Genomic DNA, 20,237 nt, shown 5'->3' on the forward strand with positions numbered 1-20,237 from the left:
ACGGTAGCGACTTTTTCGGGTAGTTGGTAAAAGCCATCCGGCTTTGGCCGTCACGTCCCAGCCTCGGCGGCGCAGCAGACTCCTCGGCTCTCAGCACCCCCCCCAAACGCGGCGGCATCAGTGTTCGCCGCACGGCGCAGGTGACAGTGCGTCCCGCGTGCCTATGAGTTCCCGGGATCCATTGATTTCCGATTACGCACGTGCGTAACAACCTGCTCCGTACTATGCGGCGGCGTAGCCACGGAGATGGTGTTTCGTTTCTTCATCTAGGCCGGTAGCCTAGGGTGGCGGTCCAGCAATTCCTTCTTCATCCAAGCGTGCAGGACCCCAGAGTAAAGAGTGAATTTCGCAACCTACGCTACTCTTCGCCCACGCGGGCTGCCCGCTGCTCGTAGTGCGGGTGTGATAATTCTCATTCTTTCCCGCGTCCACGAGCGCTTTGCTGGAGGGATGCCGTACGCCCGCGGTGAGGAGAGGGGCTTACATTAGCTTTCAAGAGGTTACTGTGTAATCTTTGAGGGGATCCTGCCGTTCGCAATCGGCGTGCCTGCGAGATCCTGCGAATCATCGCCGCGCTGTGACGATCAGGTGAGACATTCATTTCCGGGTTGGATGCTTCCGGAGTTCTGCGCCCGTGTCGCGGGGTGCGCTCTACTCCGCGATGCCGGCGAGCGCTTCGTAGGTATCTAGTCCCGATGAGTCAAACTGCCCCATCGAGACCTTCCAGGAGAGCGTCGAACAAATGCTAGCCCTGATAGTGGCGATCCTCGCCCTCACAGTGGCCGCGGCGCCCCTGCTGGATCGACTATTGGGACGAAACGCTGGATGGGTGCTCGCCATTCCGCTGATCGTCAGCGCCGTGATCGCGGCGCGTACCTATCAGTCGACCACCGGGGGAAGCGGACCGTACACAGAGACCCACCAGTGGATGCCCACCCTCGGGGTGGACTTGGCGTTCCGCTTCGACGGTCTGTCCTTGGTCTTCCTCATGCTGGTGCTCATCATTGGCGCTGGTGTGGTAATGTATTCGACTCGGTACCTTTCGCCGGGTCACAACGTGGGTTTCTGGTTCTTCATCACCGGCTTCGCCGCCGCGATGACGCTTCTGGTACTGACAGATGACCTCATCGTTTTCTATGTCGCCTGGGAACTGACCACCCTGTGCTCGTTCTTCCTCATCGCCATGACCGGCGGCTTCGGCGGACGTGCCCCAGCGGTGCGCACCCTTTTGGTCACCGTGTTCGGTGGCTTGCTGCTGCTCACCGCCACGGTCATCATGATCGTGACCACCGGCACCACTCGGCTCTCCGAGGTGCTGACCTCTGAGTCGTGGGACGAGCAGCCCGCCATGCTGGTAACCGTGGCGATCCTCGTGGCCATCGCCGCGTTCACGAAGTCCGCGCAGTTCCCCTTCCAGGCCTGGCTGCCGGACTCCATGGCGGCGATCTCGCCGGTGTCTGCCTATCTGCATGCCGCCGCCATGGTTAAGGCCGGCATCTACCTGATGCTGCGCTACTCGCCGCTGTTCAGCGATCTGTTCTGGTGGCAGATTCTGCTCATTGTCTCCGGTGCGGTCACGGCCGTGTTCGGCGCCATGACCGCGGTCAAGCGCGACGACCTCAAGGAGGTCCTCGCGTACTCGACCATGAGCCAGCTCGGCCTTCTCACATTCACCATCGGCCTGGCTTTCGAAGGCGCACTGACCGCAGCGATCGTCCACACCATCGCGCACGCCACCTTCAAGGCGGCTCTGTTTATGTTGATCGGCATCGTCGACCACGAGGCCGGTACGAGGCGCTTCAGCAAGCTGCGGCAGATGCGCATGAAACTGCCGGTCACCAAAACACTCACCGTCATCACGGCGGCGTCCATGGCCGGTATCCCACCCTTGGCTGGTTTCGTGTCCAAGGAGAAGCTCATCGAGGCCACCCTCGATCTGCCGGTCCCGGACGCCGACTACACCGTTATTTTCGCCGGCGTGGTCGTCATCACCTCGATCATGACCTTCGTCTACTCCGCCCGCATCATCATGGGTGTGTTCGGCATGCGTCGGAAAGAGATCGACGCGGCCAGCACCGAACCGAAGGAGGTCCACGAGGGCCCCTTCCTGTTCTGGATGGTTCCGTTGCTGCTGGCGGGCGTCACCATTGTGGTGGGCCTGGTGCCGCAGATTCTCGAGCACCCGGTGGCCGACGCCGTGCTCGCCGCCAACGGCGCGGAATACGAGCCGGGACTCGCCCTGTGGCACGGTTTCAACCTGGCGCTCGGCTTGTCGGCGCTCATCATCGTCGTTGGCGCCCTGTTTGTCCGCCGCCTCGACATCGTCCGCGGTCTGCTGTCGCGCTCGATGTCGCCGATCTCCGGCTTGGGCGCGGTGGAGAGCATCCGCGCCGGCATTATCGAAGCCGGCGGCTACATCACCCGCCTGTCGGGTACCACCTCGATGCGCCGCCACCTCGCGGCCCCGATGGTGCTGCTCGTCCTCATCGCTTTCGTCGGCATGCTCATGATCACCGACCTGCCGGAGATCGTCGGCGACCCCTCGCGTACCTCCGACTGGGTGATGACCGGCCTGATCGCCGTCGGCGTCGCCGCCGCCATCCGCGCGAACTCGCGGTTGACGGTCATCATCGTCGTCTCGATCGTGGGCTTCTCGATGACCCTGTGGTTCTACGCCCTCGGCGCCGCCGACGTAGCGACCACCCAGCTGACCGTTGAGGTGCTCACCGTCGTCGTGATGGTGCTCGTGCTGCATCGCCTGCCCTCGGCGTTCAAGTCCGAGGGGCGTTCCAACGAGTCGCTGTCCATGGCGCTCGCCGCCGGCATGGCGCTGGCGACCTTCATCGCCATCGTCGCCCTGACCGGCCGCCGCGAGAAGTCGGACGCCGCCGAGTACTACCTGCGCAGCGCGGAGAACGAGACCGGTGGCTCCAACATCGTCAACACCATCCTGGTGGACTTCCGTGCACTCGATACCTTCGGCGAGCTGACCGTGCTCGGGGTGGCGGGGCTTGTGATTGCGGTGCTCGTCGCCTCGCGCCCGCTCTCGCGCCCGCACGACGCCGATTTGGACATCGAATCCCCGATCGCCCCGCCGCGCGAGAACGCGGTCTTCCTCAAGACCTCGCTGTATCTCATCGGCCCGATCATCGTCGGTATGTCGGCGCTGCTGTTCCTCCGCGGCCACTACGAGACCGGCGGTGGCTTCGTCGCCGCCCTGGTTGCCGGCGCGGGGTTGATGCTCATGTACCTCGCGGCGCCGTCTGACGACGAGGGCCGCCTCGGCGTCTCCTACAGTGCGCTGATCTGCGCCGCCGTGACCGTCGGTGCGGTCACGGGCATGTTCGGCTTCTTAGAAGGCTCCTTCCTGGCGCCTTTCGATATCAACTTGGGCGTCACCGAGATCACCTCCACGCTGATCTTCGACCTGGGCGTCTACCTCGGCGTCATCGGCCTGGTCGTGGCCTCGGTCAACCTGCTCGGCACAGCCGACTCGCGCGGCTTCAGCCCGGATAGCCACCTTGGCCACCCGCACCGCCCGACGCTCGGTAAGACGCGCGAGCACCTGCACCGTTCGCGTCGTCGCCAACGGGAAAACTTCGACGGCGACGCCGGCGCCGACACCGGCGAGGCGGGCCCGGTGCTCGACGAGGACGGCGACTACGTCTTCGACACCGTGCCGGAAGACCCCGAGGAGTCCTCCGATGCCACCGAAGCCACCGATACGGCAGAAAGGAACTGACCTATGACTCTCGCTCTGTCTGCCGCTCTGCTGATGTTCGGCGGCGTGTACCTGATGATGCGCCGCGAGATGTTGCGCATCGTCTTAGGATTCATGCTGCTCAGCCACGCGGCCAACCTCGTGCTCATGGCCGCCGGTGGCACGGCCTGGAGGGATGAGCCCTTCGGCACCCACCAGGTCACCGACACCGCCGCGGACCCGTTGCCGCAGGCGTTCGTACTCACCGCGATCGTGATTTCCTTCTCGATCTCCGTGGTCATGCTGGTCACGGCGGTCGTCGGCAAGTCCGATGACCGCACCCGCACCGCGGATTCCGAGAAGCCTGCCGACGATAAGGCCGACCGAAAAGAGGTGAACAGCTGATGCTCAGCTACGACACTCTGAGCGCCCTGCTGCCTGTCCTCGCGGGCGGCCCACTGTTGATGGCCGGCGTGATGATCCTGCTGGGGCGCACCTACGTGCTCCAGACGGCGCTGATGTTCGTATCGCTTCTGGCGATGCTCGGTTTCTCCATCGGGCTGATCTTCCGCGTCGACGATGGCGAGGTGATCGCCCACGGCACCGCCAACTGGCCGATGGGCATCGCGATCCCGTTCGTCCTCGACATGTTCTCCGCTTTAATGCTGTTAACCACCACGATCCTGGCGCTGACCTGCGCCTGGTTCGCGGTGGCCTCCGGCCTGCACCGGGAGCGTTTCTTCGCCCCGCTCGTCATGATCCTCATGACCGGTGTCTACGGCGCGATCCTCACGGCGGATATCTTCAACTTCTTCGTCTTCATCGAGGTCATGCTCCTGCCGTCCTACGGGCTCTACGCCCTGACGATGGCTCGGCGCGCCCCGGACAAGCGTGTCGACGGCCTGCGCCTCTACATCTCCGCCAACCTGCTGGCCTCCACGGTGCTGTTGATCGGCGTGGGCTTCGTCTACGGCACCGCCGGCACGGTCAACCTCGCCGAGCTCGCTGGCGTCGCGGCGGAAGACGATACCGTCGCCATCGCCATGGCCGTGGTCATGCTGGCCATGCTCACCAAGGCCTCGGTCGTGCCGATCCACACCTGGCTGACCCGGACCTACAACTACACCTCGCCGGCGATCACGGCGCTGTTCTCCGGCCTGCACACCAAGGTCGGCGTCTACATCACTTACCGCCTTTATGCCGTGGTCTTCGGCGGCGACGACCGCTTCCTCTGGGTCTTCGTCGCCCTGTTCACCGCCACGATGTTCTTCGGCGTCATGGGGGCGGTCGGCGAGTTCCACTCGCGGTCCATCCTGGTGTTCCACATGGTCAGCCAGCTCGGCTACATCCTCATGGGTGTGGCCCTGTTCACCCAGGTGGGGCTGACCGCCGGCATCTTCTACCTCGTCCACCACATGCTGGTGAAGGCCTCGCTGTTCATGTCCACCGGCGCCGTCGAGGTCCGCTATGGCTCCGGCCAGATCGGGCGGGTTACTGGCATCGCGAAGCGCGAGCCGATCATCGCCATTGCATTCTTCATCGCCGCGCTCTCGCTGGCCGGCATCCCGCCGTTCTCGGGCTTCGTGGCTAAGGCGTCGCTGATGATTGCCACGTGGGAGGCCAGCGAGGTGCTCGCGCTGATCACCATGGTGGTGGTCTCGATCATCACTCTGCTGTCCATGCTCAAGATCTGGGGCGGCATGTTCTGGGGCGACGAGAAGGACGAGGAAAAGCGTGCGCAGGCGCGGGCCCGTCGAGAGGCGCGCGAACGCCGCGCCCGCAAGGCGGCCGAAGCCGAGACCGGCGCCGCCGCAACCGCCGCAAGCGTGGCCATCGCCGAAAAGACCGACGATGTCGAAAAAGAGGCACCGCACGAGCGCCGCATCGGCTTCTTTTTGGCTGCCCCGTCGGTCATCCTGGCGGGCATGACCATTGCCATCGGCCTGGGGGCCGAGGTGCTCCTCGGCTGGTCCGAGACCGCCGCTGAAGGACTCATGGATACCTCCACCTACGTCGAGGCGGTGCAGAACTCATGAAAAACATCCTGACCTATCCTTTCCGCTTCATCGCCTTCTGGCTGTGGTACTTCAAGGAATTCTGGGTATCGAACTTCGACATCGTGCGCGACGTGGTCACCCCCGGTAACGACGCGCACCCCGGTATCGGGCGCTACGAGTGCCACAGCCTCTCCGACTGGGAATACGTGCTGCTGGCCTCGCTGATCACCATCACGCCGGGTACCTTGGTCGTCGGCGCTGGCCGCGACACCGACTCCGGGGTGCGGGTGCTCTACGTCCACGGCCTGTACGCACAGACGGAGCCCGAACTGCTCGACGAGATCCGGGATATGGAAGACCGCATGATCAACGGCGTCTCCCTCTTCCCGCGGTACAACGAAGGAGCCCGCTGACATGGCCATCATCGTAGGAATGATCATCCTGGGAATCACGTGTATCCCGGCCGCCTACCGCATGCTCATCGGCCCGACGGCCGCCGACCGCGCGGCCGCCGCCGACCTGTTGCTGGTCGCGGTGGTGGGGCTGCTCGCGCTGCTGGGATTCCAAAATGGCTCGAACTATATCTTTGACATCGTGCTCGTCGCCGCGCTCGTCGGATTCATCTCCGCGATCTCTTTGGCGCGCGCACTGACGGGAGGTATCCGATGAGCTTCTTAGAAATCGTCGCGTTACTCGGCGACATCCTCATCATCCTCGGCGCCATCATCTTCGGCATCTGTGCCGTCGGTGTGTTGAAGTTCCGCGACGTGTATACCCGACTGTCCGTAATCGGTACCGCCGGTGGTTCCGGCATCATCCTCGTGATTATCGGGGTCTGGATGCAGGATCCGCAGTGGCTCGACGGGCTCAAGGCCGTCGGCGCGATCATCCTGCTTCTAGGTACCTCGGCGCTCGGCTCCATCCTCATCGCCCGGGCGGCGCTGTTGCGGCGGACCCCGATGATCGAGCCGATTTTCGACGACACCAAGCTGCTTTCCGAAGAATGCGTCGACTAAAACCGCTACCGGCGCCCGTGGGCACGCACTAGACTAATGGTGACGTAGATCACCTAATAGTTGAGCAAAGTGAGTGTCTACCATGAAGCTGATCACCGCAGTAATCAAGCCGGAAATCTTGACCAAGGTGCGCGACGAGCTCACCCAGCTCGGCGTGCACGGCATGACCGCCAGCGAGGTACAGGGCTATGGCTCGCTGCACGCCGCCGGATTCCAGCCCAAGGTCCGAATTGAGATCGTCGTGCCCGCCGACCAAGTCGACGACGTCGTCGACGCTGTGTGCCGTGGGGCTTTTACCGGCAAGGCCGGCGACGGAAAGATCTGGATCACGCCCGTCGACCACGTCGTGCGCGTGCGTACCGGCGAGGCTGACCACGACGCCCTCTGGCCCGCGCGCGTGCGCCGGTGGGAAGGGGATGTGACCAGCGCAGCGGGTTCACGCTAGGGTAGGAGAGATACTTTTTCCTTTTAACCCCGACCACGCGAGGAAGATACGAGAGTGTTTGAGTCACTGTCCGATCGCCTAACGAACGCCCTCACCGGGCTCCGCGGCAAGGGCAAGCTCACCGAGGCGGATATCGACGCCACCGCCCGTGAGATCCGCCTGGCACTGCTCGAGGCCGACGTCTCGCTACCGGTCGTGCGTGCCTTCATCAAGCGCATCAAGGAGCGCGCGCGGGGCGCCGAGGTCTCCGCCGCGCTGAACCCGGCCCAGCAGGTAGTCAAGATCGTCAACGAGGAGCTCATCAGCATCCTCGGCGGGGAGACCCGGCGGCTGCAGCTGGCGAAGAACCCGCCGACCGTGATCATGCTCGCCGGCCTGCAGGGCGCCGGTAAGACGACGCTGGCCGGCAAGCTGGCGAAGCACCTGGCCAAGCAGGGCCATACCCCGATGCTCGTCGCCTGTGACCTGCAGCGCCCGGGAGCGGTCCAGCAGCTGCAGATCGTCGGCGAGCGTGCCGAGGTGCCCACCTTCGCCCCGGATCCCGGCACGACCCTCGATGACTCCGGCCACGAGCTGGGAACCTCCCACGGGGATCCGGTGCAGGTCGCGCAGCGCGGCATCAACGAGGCGCGGCGCACCCAGCACGACGTGGTCATCATCGATACCGCCGGCCGCCTGGGCATCGACGAAACCCTCATGACCCAGGCCCGCAACATCCGCGACGCCGTCGACCCGGACGAGGTCCTCTTCGTCATCGATGCCATGATCGGCCAGGATGCCGTGACCACCGCCCAGGCCTTCGCCGAGGGCGTGGACTTTACCGGCGTGGTGCTCACGAAGCTCGACGGCGACGCCCGCGGTGGTGCCGCACTGTCGATCCGTGAGGTCACCGGCAAGCCGATCCTGTACGCCTCCACGGGTGAGAAGCTCGACGCCTTCGACGTCTTCCACCCCGAGCGCATGGCCAGCCGTATCCTCGGCATGGGTGACGTGCTCAGCCTCATCGAGCAGGCCGAGTCGGTCATGGACCAGCAGAAAGCCGAGAAGGCGGCGGCGAAGCTCGGCAGCGGCGAGCTGACCCTGACCGACTTCCTGGATCAGCTCATGATGATCCGGCGGATGGGCCCGCTGGGCAACCTCCTGAAGATGCTGCCCGGCGGCAAGCAGATGAACCAGATGGCCGACATGGTCGACGAGAAGCAGCTCGACCGCATCCAGGCCATCATCCGCGGCATGACGCCCGAGGAACGCGACAACCCGAAGATCCTCAACGCCTCGCGCCGCAAGCGCATCGCCAACGGTTCGGGCGTGCAGGTCTCGGACGTCAACCAGCTGGTGGAACGCTTCTTCGACGCGAAGAAGATGATGTCCAAGATGGCCGGCCAGATGGGCATGGGCGGTTCCAAGCGTTCGGCGACGAAGAAGAAGCCCAAGGGGCGCAAGAACAAGAAGGGCAAGCGCAAGGCGCCGAAGAACCGGCAGAGGCAGCAGATGCCGCAGATGCCCGGTATGCCCGGCATGGATATGAATCAGCTGAAGAAGATGGCCGAGCAGATGGATGGCGGGCAGATGCCCGGCATGCCTGGTATGCCCGGTATGCCGGGCCAGGCTGGGCAGGCCGGCAACAAGCAGCCTAAGAAGCCGGAGGGTGCGGAGGACATCGACTTCGACAACCTCGACTTCAACGCCGCCATGGAGAGGTTGCGCGGCAAGAAGTAAGTACAGTCCGCCTCGGCCGGTCCAGCCGTGGCGCACACCCCAGCTGGGAGTGAACGCAGGGGGAAACCACTTGGTAACTGGCGCGTTTTTGAAGGCGTTTTAAAGTCCGCGTGGCTTCGCCCGGCCTTGTCCGGTCGAAAGCACCCTCTCGGAAAGGAGTCCCGCGAGGTCGAAAGGAGGCCTGTTTGCGACCTCCTTTAGTGTTGGTGAATTCGACCAGCGCAAGAGAACTATGAACGCACGGTCGGACAAGCGCGCGATTTCACCAGCCGGTCGCCTCACTGGTCTCATCGGTCCCTCTGGTGGGTCATTGTGGTTTGCTAGGTTTGTGTCGCCATGCCGCGCTTACGCTGGTCGAAAGCACCCTCTCGGAAAGGAGTCCCGCGAGGTCGAAAGGAGGCCTGTTTGCGGGTTCCTTTAGTGTTGGTGAATTCGACCGGCGTAAGAGCACTATGAACGTACTGCCGGACAAGTGCGCGATTTCACCAGCCGGTCGCCTCACTGGTCTCATCAGTCCCTCTGGTGAGCTCCCCGCAGTTCTGCAGACAAGCAAAAGGGTGGGCCAAGTCAGGTACGACGCTACCGCTACGACCCACCCTTTCGTGTGGAATGTTTGAAATTTCGAGCATATGGGGCCGTTTGTCCGTATCGTGGCGGGTGGAGACAAAACTCCAACTTATATTTTCACGCCAATTAAACGGTTTTCACTGGCTGCCGGGCGGAGCGAGTCCGCGGCGACTGAGACCGGAAAGGATTCATGAGCTTCACAGCCCCCGAACTTCCCAAGATCGATTTCCTGTACCTGAACGAGGAAGAAATGATCGAGGCCGGTGTCGCTGACACCGGACGCTGTGTCGAGGTGATGGAAGAAACCTTGATCCTGCTCGCCGAGGGCGACTACCGTATGGCGGGCGCATCCGCGAACTCCCACGGTGCCCAGATCAACTTCCCGGAAAAGCCCGAGCACGAAGGCATGCCGGAAGACGGTCCGGACCGTCGCTTCATGGCCATGCCCGCCTACCTGGGCGGACGCTTCCGCCGCGCCGGCGTGAAGTGGTACGGCTCGAACGCCGAGAACCGTAACCGCGAGCTGCCGCGCTCCATCCACGTCTTCGTCCTCAATGACGCTGATACCGGCGCCCCGCTGGCGATCATGTCCGCGAACACCCTGTCGGCCTACCGCACCGGTGCGGTCCCGGCCGTCGGTGTGAAGCACCTCGCCGTCGAGAACGCGGAGACCGTCGGCATCATCGGCCCCGGCGTCATGAGCCGCACCATCCTGGCCTCGTCCATCTCGCAGCGCCCGTCGATCAAGACCGTGAAGGTCAAGGGGCGCAGCGCGGGCTCCACCCAGCGCGCCGCCGACTGGTACGCGGAGTCCTTCCCGGATCTCGACGTCCAGGTCGTCGACTCCGAGCAGGAGGCCATCGAAGGCTCCGACATTCTCATCGCCGGCACCTCGACGTCGAAGGGCGGTCCGAAGGACTTCCCGTACTTCAAGACCGAGTGGCTGAAGCCGGGCGCCCTGGTGCTGGCTCCGGCCGCCGCCCGCTTCGACGACGACTATGTCGCCTCCGATAAGTCCAACCTGGTGCTGGACTACGACGGCCTGTACTCCGAGTGGTTCCACGAAAACGGCCCCGGCGTGACCTACGAGGATCTTCTCGGCATCCCGGGCAACCGCTGGTGGGACATGAAGGAAGAGGGCACGATCTCGGACGAGAAGCTCGTCAACATCGGTGACATCGCCTCCGGCAAGGCCAAGGGCCGGGAGAACGACGAGCAGATCTTCCTGTACTCCATCGGTGGCATGCCGGTCGAGGACGTCGCCTGGGCCTCTGACCTCTATGATTACGCGGCGAAGAACGACATCGGCACCGTGCTCGATCTCTGGGATACCCCGCGGTTGAGCTAACCGTTGCCCGCGGCGGGCAGTCCGTCGCAACCCGAATTTATAAGTCCCCCCCCGCTTTATGGGGGGATTTTTCATACCTAGATCGCAAAAATTGCATAGGATGGTCAGCACGCTGGTTTTCCTATGCGAGGAACGCATGCAGGACACACCAGAAGTCCGGCTTGGCCGCTCATGCGACCCTGTCGCATGCGATCCTGATGCCAACCCAAAACTTATCGGTCAGGTCGGCACGACTGAGGAGTCGATCACTGTGCCCTTAAACTTCACCAATGCTGAAGAGCTAGTCAAGTTCATCAAGGACAACGAGGTCAAGTGGGTAGACGCCCGCTTCACCGACGTCCCCGGCATCGAGCAGCACCTCGCCGTTCCCGCCGAGATGTTCGATGAGGATCAGATCGAGGAAGGACTGGCTTTCGACGGTTCCTCGATTTCTGGTTATACCGCCGTCGAGAACTCTGACATGAAGCTTCTCCCGGATCTGGCGACCGCCTACATCGACCCGTTCCGGACCTCGAAGACTCTCAACGTGCAGTTCTTCGTGCACGATCCGCACACTGGTGCGCCCTTCAGCCGAGATCCCCGCAACATCGCGCGCAAGGCGGAGGAGCACCTCGCATCCACCGGGTTCGCGGATACCTGCAACTTCGGCGCCGAGGCCGAGTTCTACATTTTCGATTCGGTACGTTACAACTCCACCAACAACATGAGCTTCCACGAGGTCGACTCCGTGGAGGGCTGGTGGAATTCGGGCAAGGAGTTCAACCCGGACGGCTCCCGCAACTTGGGCCACAAGGTGCGTACCAAGGGCGGATACTTCCCGACGGCCCCGTACGACCACCTGCAGGACCTGCGCGACGAGATGGGAGAGACCCTCGCCCAGGTCGGTTTCGAGGTCGAGCGCGCCCATCACGAGATGGGTTCCGGCGGCCAGCAGGAGATCAACTACCGCTTCAACACCCTGCTGCACGCGGCCGACGACCTGCAGACGTTCAAGTACGTGATCAAGAACTCCGCCCGCAAGAACGGCAAGTCCGCCACCTTCATGCCCAAGCCCATCGCCAACGACGGCGGCTCCGGCATGCACGTCCACCAGTCGCTCTGGAAGGACGGCAAGCCGCTGTTCTACGACGAGAACGGGTACGGTGGGCTGTCAGACATGGCGCGCCACTACATCGGCGGCATCCTGAAGCACGCTGGGGCGGTCCTGGCGTTCACCAACCCGACGATGAACTCCTACCACCGCCTGGTGCCCGGCTTCGAGGCCCCGGTCAACCTGGTGTACTCCCAGCAGAACCGGTCCGCCGCGATCCGTATCCCGGCCATCGGCGACTCCCCGAAGTCCAAGCGCATCGAGTTCCGCGCCCCGGACCCGTCGGGCAACCCATACCTGGCGTTCACCGCCATGATGATGGCGGGCCTGGACGGTGTGAAGAACCGCCTCGAGCCGCCCGCACCGGTGGACAAGGACCTCTACGAGCTTCCGCCCGAGGCGACCAGGGACATCGAGACCGTCCCGGCCTCCCTGGAAAGTGCCCTCGAGGCGCTCGCCGAGGACCACGACTTCCTGCTGGAAGGTGAGGTCTTCACCGAGGACCTCATCCAGGCGCACATCGACTACAAGATGGACGAGGAGATCACCCCGTCCCGCCTGCGCCCGACCAGCCAGGAGTTCGAGCTCTACTACGACTGCTAGGCGCTCCGGGACTTTTACGGTTCTGACCTGCGGAGATTTACGAATCTCGCACAAACGACCCGGCTCCACAGATTTCCTGTCTAACAGGACTGTGCAGCCGGGTTTTCGGTGTTCCGAGGGCTCTATTTCCGTCCGTTCTACCCCCGCAGCGGCCACCGTTTCGGCTCCCGCAACGGCTAATAGACCACGGTCCCATTAGGGTCTCGTGGTCTCCTATGCAGCCTGCTTGTGCTCCCCTGGCGGGGCGTTACTCCATCCGGAGCTGATCACATTGTCGCCAGTGCGACGCTTGCGTGGCCGATCACCACCTGGCGGGGTCGGTGCCAAGTCTGCGTCGCGGCCAAGCTTGAGGTAACCAATGACTCGCAGCGCGTTGGACGCTGTCACCAGCACGGTTAGCAGATCGAAAACCTTCTGGGATTATCCAGTCTCCATATACACTGATTTCAATTTCGAACGACATCGGAAACGAGGACGACATTGAGGCGGCCTGAGTTGATCGTCCTCCTAGGGTAAAATCTAGTCTCCGACCAACTCAGGCCGCCTCAAACTACCCGTTCAGACGTCCTACCCCTACCCGTCGACCGAATGATCAAGAATGTACTGACCGTAGAAAAGTCGTCAACGAAAAAGTCAACGGGGTTCGTCAGAGGCCAGTACTACGGCCCGTGGACGAAGGGTCTGTTCGATGCTGCCTCGTTTGACTCCTTCTCGGCCGAATACCAGCTAGCACACTTACTCAACTTCGACCCAGAGATCACCTGGTGGACGCGCATCTACGACGGACGTGGCGCCCAGATTGCGTACACAACACGCAACAACTACGTCCCCGACTTCGTCGTGCTGGACCAACAAGGAACGTACTGGATCGTCGAGGGCAAGGCTGAGGACCAACGAGACGACGAGATCGTCAGCAAAAGCGCAGGCCACCGAGTGCCTACTACGCTCGCTCATCGCCCACCCCGCCTACCAGGACCAAGCGCGGGCGTACCTCATCTCGTTTGAAAGTGACATCCGGCAAGCTGACTCGTTCGCGGACCTGGTCGCGATGGGCAGCGTGGAGAGAATGTTGCCGAGTTAGATGGGCGTTGCAGGTGGCGACCTAGTTTCAACCCCTCACAGCATACTCCACCCCGGTAAGTCTCGCGCTAAAACAAAGCGGGGTTTCGCGGGAATGGTGCCTGGTAGGGTTGTACTCCCGTTGATCGAAGAGAAGCGTGAATCTACCATTCCGCCAGCACCCCCAAAGCCACCGGCCTCCCGTCACGGCAGGCCGGTGGCTTCGGGTTTTATGCGCGGAGGCGGGGCGATTCTGACACCGCCGTCGGCGGGCGCTACGGTCGAGGGCATGACTCACCTCGTAGATTCCCGGTGGCTCAACGACAACCTCGACAACGTGGTTGTCATCGACACCACCACCGCTTTCGATCCTTCTGAACCGAGCAACCAGGTGCAGGCCCGCAACAGCCGCGCCGCGTACGAGGCCAGCCATATCCCGGGCGCGGTCCACGCCGACCTCATGGACACCCTGGCCAAGCCCGACACGCAGCTGCACTGCATCGCCCTGGACTCCGGCGCTTTCCAGGAGATCGCCCGCGGGTTGGGCGTGTCCGAGGGTTCGCACGTCGTCGTCTACGACCAGGGGGGCAATGATGTGGGCCACCCGCCTGTGGTGGAACCTGCGCCTGGAAGGCCACGAGAACGTCAGCGTGCTGGACGGCGGCCTGCCGGCGTGGAAAGCCGCGGGATTCCCGGTCGAGGAGGGCGTTGTCGAGGCCGCGCCGGGTGATTTCACGGCCCGCCGGCGGCCGGAACTCTACGCCACGGCCGAGGACGTGGCTGAGGCCACGGACACCGGATCCGCAGTCGTCATCAACGCCCTCGATATCGCGAGCCACTCCCAGGCCCGCATCCCGGGTTCGGTGAACGTCCCGTTCACCGACTCGTTGACCAGTGAAGGCCCGGTGGCCCGGCCGGAGGAGGTGCGCGCCAGTTACGAGGAAACCGGCGCCCTGGAGGCCGACAAGCCCGTGATCACCTACTCCAGGGCCGGTATCGCCGCGACCTTCGACGCCTTCCAGCTCGCTCGCCTGGGGCGCGAGGACGTCCGGGTCTACGACGGGTCCTTGACGGACTGGACCTCAGGTGATGCGCGGCCGCTGGAAGCGGACTAACCGCCCGCCCCACACACAAAGAACGCCTCCCCGGAAACCGGGGAGGCGTTCTTTTTTACTCTTTACGCGTCACGCTGTGGTTTAGCGCTCAGCGGTGGTGAGCTCCTTGCGCTTGGTGATCACGCTGCGGGCACCGGCGGCACCCGCGAAGGCGCTGATGACGGCACCGGCGATCAGGCCGAGCAGCGTCCACCAGATGCCTGCGCCGACCTCAGGAGCAGCCTCCTGGACGGTCTGCGCGGCCTCGTCAGCGACTTCGTTCGCCTGCTGCTGAGCCTGGTTGACGTCCTGCTGGTCGACGTTGCTGGCGGCACCTTCCGCCGCGTCGCCAGCCTGCTGGCCGTCGACGGACACGGTCTGAGCCGCGGTGTCGGCGACGCCGCCGATGGCGCTGGTCACGCCGGACAGGATGCTGGTGCCCAGCAAGCCGGTGAGGAAGAGCACCGAGACGAGGGACACTGCCCAGGTCAGGAAACCGTTGAGCAGGCCGGAACGCACGGCCAGCGCACCGGTGATGTAACCGGCGGCCAGGAAGGCGACGACCAGGCCGATCAGGGTCCACAGACCCAGGGCCCAGCCGCCGGCGGCCTGCAGGCCGAGCGCCGCTGCGCCCAGCCCGAGGATGAGCAGGAGAGCGAGGAACGTGAAGACGCCGGCGATGATCGCGCCCCAGGCGGAGTTGCCGCTGGAGACGTCGGCGCGGTCGGTGCCGACCCAGGCTTCCTGGCCGGACTGGTTGGTCACTTCCTCGACGCGGCTGGCGCCGGCGGTGGCAGTGCGCGGCGTCGTGGACTGGCCGCGGCGGCTGACCGTCGCGGCATCATCGGCGGAGCGGTGGAGGTTCTCAGATTTGTTGATCTCGGGGTCACGGGAATGGCCCGAATTGGGATTCGTCAAGATGAAACCTTTCAGTACATTTGCTGGTGCGTTCCCTACGATACATAACAACGTCCGCATTTGACCAGGTGACTGCTGGACGTTTGTCCAAACTAGCGTCATCGATGCAGCGTGAGGCCGCTGTCTCCCGCCGCGGGCGTGAAGCACACATTCCTCCGGCCGCAGGCGCCGGGGCCTAACCTTCATCCTTGGGAAGCACCAGCGGGGCGACCGGTTCGGAGGGCTCCGCCGGGGTGATCAGCTCATCACCGGGCGAAGAGCCGGCCACGGTGTCCAGGAAGGTCGTCAACGCCTCGGCGAGGGGAGTGACCAGGGTCCGCAGGTAGTACTCGGACAAGTGGTTGTGGTCGCGGTAGACGAAGATGTTGCCGACGACCGGCGGGCACTCTTCGGCGGTGCAGAACCAGTCGGCGGTGTCGATCCCGACCATGTCGGGGTAGGAGTTCAGCACGATCTGGGCCGGATCCACCGGTGCGTAGACCTCCTCGCGGGGCATCGCGCACTCGGATTCTTTTTGGTTGTCGGCCACGCAACCGGTGGGGGCGCGCATCTCGCCGTCCTCATCGAAGCCCCAGGGGTTGTCGCGCAGGCCGAAAAACGGGATGCCGTTGTCCGCCAGGGCCTGCCAGGTGTCGCGGTAGCTCGGCGGGACGAAATCCGGGCCCCGGTAACCGTTCATCGGCCGGGTGGTCGTCGAGAACACCGCATCCGGCGGATTGTCGATGACGTAGTCGAGGACGTTCTCGTTGAAGGCGACGCATTCCTCCGAGAACTCCTGCGTGTGCGGCCCCACCACGAAAGGGCACCCCTGGCGCAGGAGCGGAACCACCCGGATGCCTTCCCGCTGACCGATCACGTGCAGGGGTGTCGACCACTGCTCCGAGTGCGAACCGCCGACCATGTAGATCGTCGTCTCGCCCTCCGGGTCGCCGTAGACGCATTCCGGCAGGTCGGGGCCGTTGTGCTGGTGGGTCACCAACTCGTCGGGTTCGTGGAAGTGGAAGTTCATGCAGCCGTCGCGCCCCACCAGCGGGTACATCTCCTCGATCACCAGCGGCGACGGCTGCGGCTGCGCCTCGGGGGTGTCCGCCCCGAACAGCGCGGCCGCCCCCGGATAGGCCGCGGGATCGAGCTGCTTGTTCTGCAGCTGGTCGCGCTGTAGGCCCAGGGTGGGGCTGAGCATCAGCAGCGCGACCGCCGCGGCGGCCAGCACCGCGCCGCCGGCCGCGCGGCCTTTCGCCGCGGTGCCCGACCGCAATCCCGCCCACGCCTCGGCCACGGGGCGTTCGCCTTTCACTGGGCGGCGCCGGTGCTGGCGCAGCGGCGCCTCGATGAAGCGGTAGTTGAGGTCGGCGGCGAAAAGGGACACCGCCAGCACCGCGACGCCCAGAGCGACCGACGGGTTCTCCTGGCCGGTCAGGACGGTGGCGGCGATGAGGATGGGCCAGTGCCAGACATAAAAGCCGTACGCGATGCGTCCCAGCCACTGCATGAGACCGTTGGTCAGGACCCGGTCCGCCGCCAAGTCGCCGGTGGAGCCGACGATGATCAGCACCGCGCCGCCGATCGGGAACAGGGCGGCCGGGCCGGGGAAGAGGGCGGCGCCGTCGAAAAGCACGCCGGTGAGCAGCACCATGAGCAACCCGGCGGAGACCATCACCTCGCGGGGCCAGCGCGGCAGCGCCACCGCGGCACCGTAGACGGCCAGGGCCGCGCCCAGGGTGATCTCCCACGCCCGCGACAGGGTCGAGTAGTAATTCAACGGTTGGTCGACCCCGGACAGCCACGCCGCGTAGAGGAAGGACGCCACCGTGGCGGCCACCAGGACCACCCCCGCCACCTGCATCACCCACGCGCGGCGGGTACGGAACACCGCCGCCAGCAGTAAGGCGAAGAGAACGCCGGCCAGGTAGAACTGGCCCTGCACCGACATCGACCACAAGTGCTGGAGCGGCGAAACCTGGTCGGAGGCGACGTTGTAGTCCTGGCCCTGCAGGAACAGCACCCAGTTCTGGAAATAACCGATCGACGCGGTGACCTGGGTGACCAGGTCCGGCCGGCGCCATTCGGGAAGAATCGTCAACGCCGCGACGACCGCGGCGACCAGCATCACCGCGAGCGTGGGAATCAACCGGCGCAGGGTCCGCCACAGCGGCCAGAAAGGATTCAGGCTCGCGGTGTCGCGGGAGGCATAGCGGAGTTGGGAGCCCAGGAAGAAGTAACCGGCCAGAAGAAGGAAGATGTCGACGCCGCCGGAGACCCGGCCGACGAAGATGTGGAACAGCACCACCAGAGAGATGGCGAGGCCACGCAGTCCGTCCAACTCCGGGCGGTACGCACGTTTGTTGTCGCTCACGGCCGCGGCTCCCACTGTTTCTCACCGTTTCTTATAAAGAAAACTTGTTTCGCTTCTTCGCGAGCTAAACGATACCGCCTCTTACCGGTAGTCAGGCGCTCGAGTCGGGGTATGTCTCAAGCTTCCAACTCCTCCAGCACCTGTTGCAGCTCATCGGCCAGGAAATTGTAGAGCGTCATAGTGTAGGCCTCGGACAGGTGGCTCGGATCGCGGTAGACGAACACGTTGCCGATCACCGCGGGGCAGTACTCCTGCGTGCAGAACCAGTCGGCGGTGTCGATGGCGACCATGCCGTCGTACCCGGCAAGGATCTCCGCCGCCGGATCGGTCTCGGCGTAGACCAGGTCACGGTCCACGCCGCAGGCGGCGGCGTCACCGGTTTCAATCACGCAGTCGGAACGGTCCATCGGCTCCAGGTCCTCGTCGAAGCCCCAGGGGTTGTCCCGCAGCCCGGCGAAGGGGATGTTCTCCTCCGCCAGAACGTCCCACACCTCCACATACCCGTCGGGGACGATGTCCGGGCCCGCGGCGGTGCCCGATTCCGGGCGGGTCGAGGTGGAGATGACCAGATCCGGCTGGACCTCGACCAGATGGTCCATGACGTTTTTGTTGAATTCCCAGCATCCGTCCTGGTAGAGATCTTCGTCTTCGTCGAGGTGCAGCGGGCACCCCTGGCGGATGAGGGGGACAAGACGGAAACCGAGGTCCTGACCGATCTCGTCCAGCACCGTCGAATAGTGCTCCGCATGCGAACCGCCGACGAGGTAGACCGTGGTCTCGGACTCGGTGTCACCGAAGACGCACCGGATGTTGTCGTACTCGTCGCTCGCGTGCGTGGCGCGGTGATCCGCGGGCTGGTGCTGGTAGGTGATGCACCCGGTTCGCCAGGCCAGAGGCCACACCTCCGAGAGCACGAACGGGTCCGGTTGCGGGGCCACCCCGTCCGGCACCTCGGCCCCGGCCAGGGCGAGCGCGCCCGGGTACTTCTCCGGCTCCAGCTGGCCCTCGGCCACCTCCCGCGCGGCCTGATCGCTCAGCGGCACCGTCGTCACCAGCCCGGCCGCCGCCGCGACGACCACCACGCCTGCCACGGCGCGGGCCGCCGCGGCGGGGGAGGAGCGCACAGTCTTCCACCCGTCGACGAACGGGCGCTCCCCGGCGCGGGGGCGGGCGCGGTGCTGCCGCAGCGGCCGCTCGACGAGCCGGTGCGTCACATCCGCCGCCACGAGGCTGACGGCCAGCACGGCGAACCCCACCCCGACCGACGGGCGGTCGTCGCCCGAGACGATCGTGGCGCCGATGAGGATCGGCCAGTGCCACACATAGAAGGGGTACGCGATCCGCCCCAGCCAGGTGCTCACCGGATTGGTCAGCGCGACCGCGCCCGCCGTCCGGCCGGAGCCGGCGAGGATCACCAGCACCGCCCCGCCGAGGGGGTAGAGCGCGGCCGGGCCGGGGAAGAGGTCGGCGCCGTCGAAAAGCAGGCCGGTCGTGGCGACCATGACCAGCCCTGCGACCATGCACACCTCCCGGGCGAGGCGGGGCAGCACCAGGTGCCGGGCGTAGATCGCGAGCACTGCGCCGAGAGTCATCTGCCACATCCGCGACAGCGTCGAATAGTAGTTCAACTCCTGGTCGACCCCGCCGAGGTGGACGGCGTAGGCGAAGGACGCCGCCGTGGCAACGACGAGCACCGGCCCCGCCACCGTCGCCACCGCGGACGGCCGGCGGCGCACTACGAGACCTATGAGCAGAGCGAAAACGACGGCCGCCAGATAGAACTGGCCCTGCACCGACATCGACCACAGGTGCTGCAGGGGACTGACGTTCTCGGCGGCGACGGCGTAGTCCTGTCCCTGGGCCACCAGCTCCCAGTTCTGCAGGTACAGGACGCTCGCGGCCGTCTGCCGGAGAAACTCCGGCTGCCACCACTGCGGGAACCACCACCAGGCGGCCGCCAGAACCGCGGCGACCATCAGCACCAGCACCGGGACCAGCCGCCGCAGCGTCCTCCACACCGGCCACCACGGGTTGAAGCTCGCGCCGGGCCGGGCGACGTACCGCAACTGCGAACCCAGGAAGAAATACCCCGAGAGCAGCAGGAAGATATCCACTCCGCCGGATACGCGGTCGGCGAAAATATGGAACGCCACGACCAGCGCGATGGCCACACCGCGGAGCCCGTCGAGTTCGTAGCGGTACGATGGGGGCGACCCAGAGGTAGAGATGTCGGCTCCTTGTCGGCTCGAACCCGGCTCGAAAGATAATCAGGACGATTGTATCCGGGTCCCCCGCCTTTCGCGCCCAAGGGCCGCGGGAGAGGAT

At 64.7% G+C, this 20,237-nt stretch carries 15 protein-coding genes and 1 pseudogene; 13 read left to right on the forward strand and 3 right to left on the reverse strand.

Annotation, left to right across the window (positions count from 1 at the left end):
- The first annotated feature begins 742 nt into the window (after positions 1-742).
- From C3B44_RS04110 to C3B44_RS11880, 13 genes and pseudogenes are all read left to right on the forward strand, one after another.
- On the forward strand, positions 743-3,742 hold the full coding sequence (locus C3B44_RS04110) for a DUF4040 family protein (protein WP_108431265.1): 3,000 nt from the start codon (positions 743-745) through the stop codon (positions 3,740-3,742).
- A 3-nt stretch (positions 3,743-3,745) separates the two neighbouring features.
- A complete protein-coding gene (locus C3B44_RS04115) occupies positions 3,746-4,105 on the forward strand; it encodes a cation:proton antiporter subunit C (RefSeq protein WP_108431266.1) in 360 nt (119 codons plus the stop codon).
- Positions 4,105-5,736, forward strand: coding sequence for a monovalent cation/H+ antiporter subunit D family protein (locus tag C3B44_RS04120; protein WP_108431267.1), 1,632 nt, complete (start codon positions 4,105-4,107; stop codon positions 5,734-5,736). The genes C3B44_RS04115 and C3B44_RS04120 overlap by 1 nt, the downstream gene beginning before the upstream one ends.
- Positions 5,733-6,110, forward strand: a complete 378-nt coding sequence (locus tag C3B44_RS04125; RefSeq protein WP_108431268.1) for a Na+/H+ antiporter subunit E — start codon at positions 5,733-5,735, stop codon at positions 6,108-6,110. Before C3B44_RS04120 ends, C3B44_RS04125 begins: the two co-directional genes overlap by 4 nt.
- Position 6,111: 1 nt before the next feature.
- The gene (locus C3B44_RS04130; RefSeq protein WP_108431269.1) at positions 6,112-6,366 is read left to right on the forward strand and encodes an MrpF/PhaF family protein; all 255 of its coding nucleotides are present in this window, start codon (positions 6,112-6,114) and stop codon (positions 6,364-6,366) included.
- A complete protein-coding gene (locus C3B44_RS04135) occupies positions 6,363-6,713 on the forward strand; it encodes a cation:proton antiporter (RefSeq protein ID WP_108431270.1) in 351 nt (116 codons plus the stop codon). Before C3B44_RS04130 ends, C3B44_RS04135 begins: the two co-directional genes overlap by 4 nt.
- Positions 6,714-6,795: 82 nt before the next feature.
- Positions 6,796-7,098 (forward strand): annotated as a pseudogene (locus C3B44_RS04140) (P-II family nitrogen regulator); the annotation flags it as partial.
- A gap of 114 nt (positions 7,099-7,212) precedes the next feature.
- Entirely contained in the window at positions 7,213-8,877 is a 1,665-nt protein-coding gene (gene ffh / locus C3B44_RS04145) for a signal recognition particle protein (protein ID WP_108431272.1), read from the forward strand.
- Between the two features lie 757 nt (positions 8,878-9,634).
- A complete protein-coding gene (locus C3B44_RS04150; RefSeq protein ID WP_108431273.1) occupies positions 9,635-10,792 on the forward strand; it encodes an ornithine cyclodeaminase family protein in 1,158 nt (385 codons plus the stop codon).
- 250 nt (positions 10,793-11,042) lie between these two features.
- Positions 11,043-12,485 (forward strand): type I glutamate--ammonia ligase, encoded by a 1,443-nt coding sequence (gene glnA / locus C3B44_RS04155; RefSeq protein WP_235840452.1) that lies wholly within the window; start codon positions 11,043-11,045, stop codon positions 12,483-12,485.
- A gap of 588 nt (positions 12,486-13,073) precedes the next feature.
- Positions 13,074-13,490 carry a hypothetical protein gene (locus tag C3B44_RS04160; protein ID WP_108431275.1) on the forward strand — a complete coding sequence of 139 codons (417 nt, stop codon included), beginning with the start codon at positions 13,074-13,076 and terminating at the stop codon, positions 13,488-13,490.
- Between the two features lie 343 nt (positions 13,491-13,833).
- A complete protein-coding gene (locus tag C3B44_RS11875; protein ID WP_199222428.1) occupies positions 13,834-14,274 on the forward strand; it encodes a rhodanese-like domain-containing protein in 441 nt (146 codons plus the stop codon).
- Positions 14,275-14,320: 46 nt separating this feature from the next.
- Positions 14,321-14,659 (forward strand): sulfurtransferase, encoded by a 339-nt coding sequence (locus C3B44_RS11880; protein WP_242979251.1) that lies wholly within the window; start codon positions 14,321-14,323, stop codon positions 14,657-14,659.
- 81 nt (positions 14,660-14,740) lie between these two features.
- Here the strand turns inward: C3B44_RS11880 and C3B44_RS04170 are convergent, their stop codons facing one another.
- The 3 genes from C3B44_RS04170 to C3B44_RS04180 form a co-directional block, all read right to left on the reverse strand.
- Complete coding sequence (locus tag C3B44_RS04170) at positions 14,741-15,556, reverse strand: hypothetical protein (RefSeq protein WP_235840451.1); 816 nt, start codon at positions 15,554-15,556, stop codon at positions 14,741-14,743.
- Positions 15,557-15,731: 175 nt separating this feature from the next.
- Positions 15,732-17,912: an acyltransferase family protein gene (locus C3B44_RS04175; protein ID WP_158268654.1), complete on the reverse strand. Its 2,181-nt coding sequence runs from the start codon at positions 17,910-17,912 to the stop codon at positions 15,732-15,734.
- A 116-nt stretch (positions 17,913-18,028) separates the two neighbouring features.
- A complete protein-coding gene (locus C3B44_RS04180; protein ID WP_268876436.1) occupies positions 18,029-20,140 on the reverse strand; it encodes an acyltransferase family protein in 2,112 nt (703 codons plus the stop codon).
- Between the last annotated feature and the right edge of the window lie 97 nt (positions 20,141-20,237).

The organism is Corynebacterium yudongzhengii, from assembly GCF_003065405.1.
Lineage (GTDB): Bacteria > Actinomycetota > Actinomycetes > Mycobacteriales > Mycobacteriaceae > Corynebacterium > Corynebacterium yudongzhengii.

Bases quoted from the DNA above. Each gene is read 5' to 3' on its own strand.
- C3B44_RS04110 (WP_108431265.1), top strand. From the start codon at position 743: ATGCTAGCCCTGATAGTGGCGATCCTCGCCCTCACAGTGGCCGCGGCG.
- C3B44_RS04115 (WP_108431266.1), top strand. From the start codon at position 3,746: ATGACTCTCGCTCTGTCTGCCGCTCTGCTGATGTTCGGCGGCGTGTAC.
- C3B44_RS04120 (WP_108431267.1), top strand. From the start codon at position 4,105: ATGCTCAGCTACGACACTCTGAGCGCCCTGCTGCCTGTCCTCGCGGGC.
- C3B44_RS04125 (WP_108431268.1), top strand. From the start codon at position 5,733: ATGAAAAACATCCTGACCTATCCTTTCCGCTTCATCGCCTTCTGGCTG.
- C3B44_RS04130 (WP_108431269.1), top strand. From the start codon at position 6,112: ATGGCCATCATCGTAGGAATGATCATCCTGGGAATCACGTGTATCCCG.
- C3B44_RS04135 (WP_108431270.1), top strand. From the start codon at position 6,363: ATGAGCTTCTTAGAAATCGTCGCGTTACTCGGCGACATCCTCATCATC.
- C3B44_RS04150 (WP_108431273.1), top strand. From the start codon at position 9,635: ATGAGCTTCACAGCCCCCGAACTTCCCAAGATCGATTTCCTGTACCTG.
- C3B44_RS04160 (WP_108431275.1), top strand. From the start codon at position 13,074: ATGATCAAGAATGTACTGACCGTAGAAAAGTCGTCAACGAAAAAGTCA.
- C3B44_RS11875 (WP_199222428.1), top strand. From the start codon at position 13,834: ATGACTCACCTCGTAGATTCCCGGTGGCTCAACGACAACCTCGACAAC.